Source organism: Herbaspirillum sp. FG34, from assembly GCF_057809315.1.
The window spans coordinates 1-2330 of the sequence record NZ_JBMDJS010000043.1 but is presented as its reverse complement, the minus strand read 5'-3'; the positions used below and the strand labels follow the sequence as shown (position 1 = coordinate 2330).

Here is a 2330-nt window from a genome sequence, read left to right as displayed (position 1 = left end):
TTAGTAGATTCTTGGGTGTGATGCACTAGGGCAAACACAATATATGCTCAACTTGTCTATAACAGAGCTAATGTTATAGGAACAAGCCGCACGGGCAATTAGTATCAGTTAGCTTAACGCATTACTGCGCTTCCACACCTGACCTATCAACGTCCTGGTCTCGAACGACCCTTTAGGGGAATCTAGTTCCCGGGAAGTCTCATCTCAAGGCGAGTTTCCCGCTTAGATGCTTTCAGCGGTTATCTCTTCCGAACTTAGCTACTCGGCAATGCCACTGGCGTGACAACCGATACACCAGAGGTTCGTCCACTCCGGTCCTCTCGTACTAGGAGCAGCCCCCTTCAAACTTCCAACGCCCACGGCAGATAGGGACCAAACTGTCTCACGACGTTTTAAACCCAGCTCACGTACCACTTTAAATGGCGAACAGCCATACCCTTGGGACCGGCTACAGCCCCAGGATGTGATGAGCCGACATCGAGGTGCCAAACTCCCCCGTCGATATGAACTCTTGGGAGGAATCAGCCTGTTATCCCCAGAGTACCTTTTATCCGTTGAGCGATGGCCCTTCCATACAGAACCACCGGATCACTATGTCCTACTTTCGTACCTGCTCGACTTGTCAGTCTCGCAGTTAAGCACGCTTATGCCATTGCACTATTAGCACGATGTCCGACCGTACCTAGCGTACCTTCGAACTCCTCCGTTACACTTTGGGAGGAGACCGCCCCAGTCAAACTGCCTACCATGCACTGTCCCCGATCCGGATAACGGACCAAGGTTAGAACCTCAAACAAACCAGGGTGGTATTTCAAGGTCGGCTCCACAGAAACTAGCGTTCCTGCTTCAAAGCCTCCCACCTATCCTACACAGATTGGTTCAAAGTCCAATGCAAAGCTACAGTAAAGGTTCATGGGGTCTTTCCGTCTAGCCGCGGGTAGATTGCATCATCACAAACATTTCAACTTCGCTGAGTCTCGGGAGGAGACAGTGTGGCCATCGTTACGCCATTCGTGCAGGTCGGAACTTACCCGACAAGGAATTTCGCTACCTTAGGACCGTTATAGTTACGGCCGCCGTTTACTGGGACTTCAATCAAGAGCTTGCACCCCATCATTTAATCTTCCAGCACCGGGCAGGCGTCACACCCTATACGTCCACTTTCGTGTTTGCAGAGTGCTGTGTTTTTATTAAACAGTCGCAGCCACCATTTTATTGCAACCCTTTTGTCCTTCTGGCGCAGGCCAGTCAAACTACTTGGGCGTACCTTATCCCGAAGTTACGGTACCAATTTGCCGAGTTCCTTCTCCCGAGTTCTCTCAAGCGCCTTAGAATACTCATCTCGCCCACCTGTGTCGGTTTGCGGTACGGTCTCGTTAGACTGAAGCTTAGAGGCTTTTCTTGGAACCACTTCCGATTGCTTCGCGAACAAGTTCGCTCGTCTCACACCCTTGAATTACGCTGCCGGATTTGCCTAACAGCCTTCTTCGATGCAAAAACCGACTATTCCAACAGTCGGACAACCTTCCGCGATCCGTCCCCCCATCGCATCTAACGACGGTGCAGGAATATTAACCTGCTTCCCATCAGCTACGCATCTCTGCCTCGCCTTAGGGGCCGACTCACCCTGCTCCGATGAACGTTGAACAGGAAACCTTGGGCTTACGGCGTGCGGGCTTTTCACCCGCATTATCGCTACTCATGTCAGCATTCGCACTTCTGATACCTCCAGCATCCTTTACAAGACACCTTCACAGGCTTACAGAACGCTCTCCTACCATATCCTTACGGATATCCGCAGCTTCGGTGACTGGCTTAGCCCCGTTACATCTTCCGCGCAGGACGACTCGATCAGTGAGCTATTACGCTTTCTTTAAAGGATGGCTGCTTCTAAGCCAACCTCCTGACTGTTTTAGCCTTCCCACTTCGTTTTCCACTTAGCCAATCTTTGGGACCTTAGCTGGCGGTCTGGGTTGTTTCCCTCTTGACGTCGGACGTTAGCACCCGGCGTCTGTCTCCCAAGCTCGCACTCATCGGTATTCGGAGTTTGCAATGGTTTGGTAAGTCGCGATGACCCCCTAGCCATAACAGTGCTCTACCCCCGATGGTGATACTTGAGGCACTACCTAAATAGTTTTCGGAGAGAACCAGCTATTTCCAAGTTTGTTTAGCCTTTCACCCCTATCCACAGCTCATCCCCTAATTTTTCAACATTAGTGGGTTCGGTCCTCCAGTGCGTGTTACCGCACCTTCAACCTGGCCATGGATAGATCACTTGGTTTCGGGTCTACACCCAGCGACTGAACGCCCTATTCGGACTCGATTTCTCT

The 2330-nt window shown here is 51.2% G+C and carries 1 rRNA gene; it reads right to left on the bottom strand.

What is annotated here, in order from left to right:
- Positions 1 to 77: 77 nt before the first annotated feature.
- Positions 78 to 2330, bottom strand: a 23S ribosomal RNA gene (locus tag ACODSZ_RS23020); the annotation flags it as partial.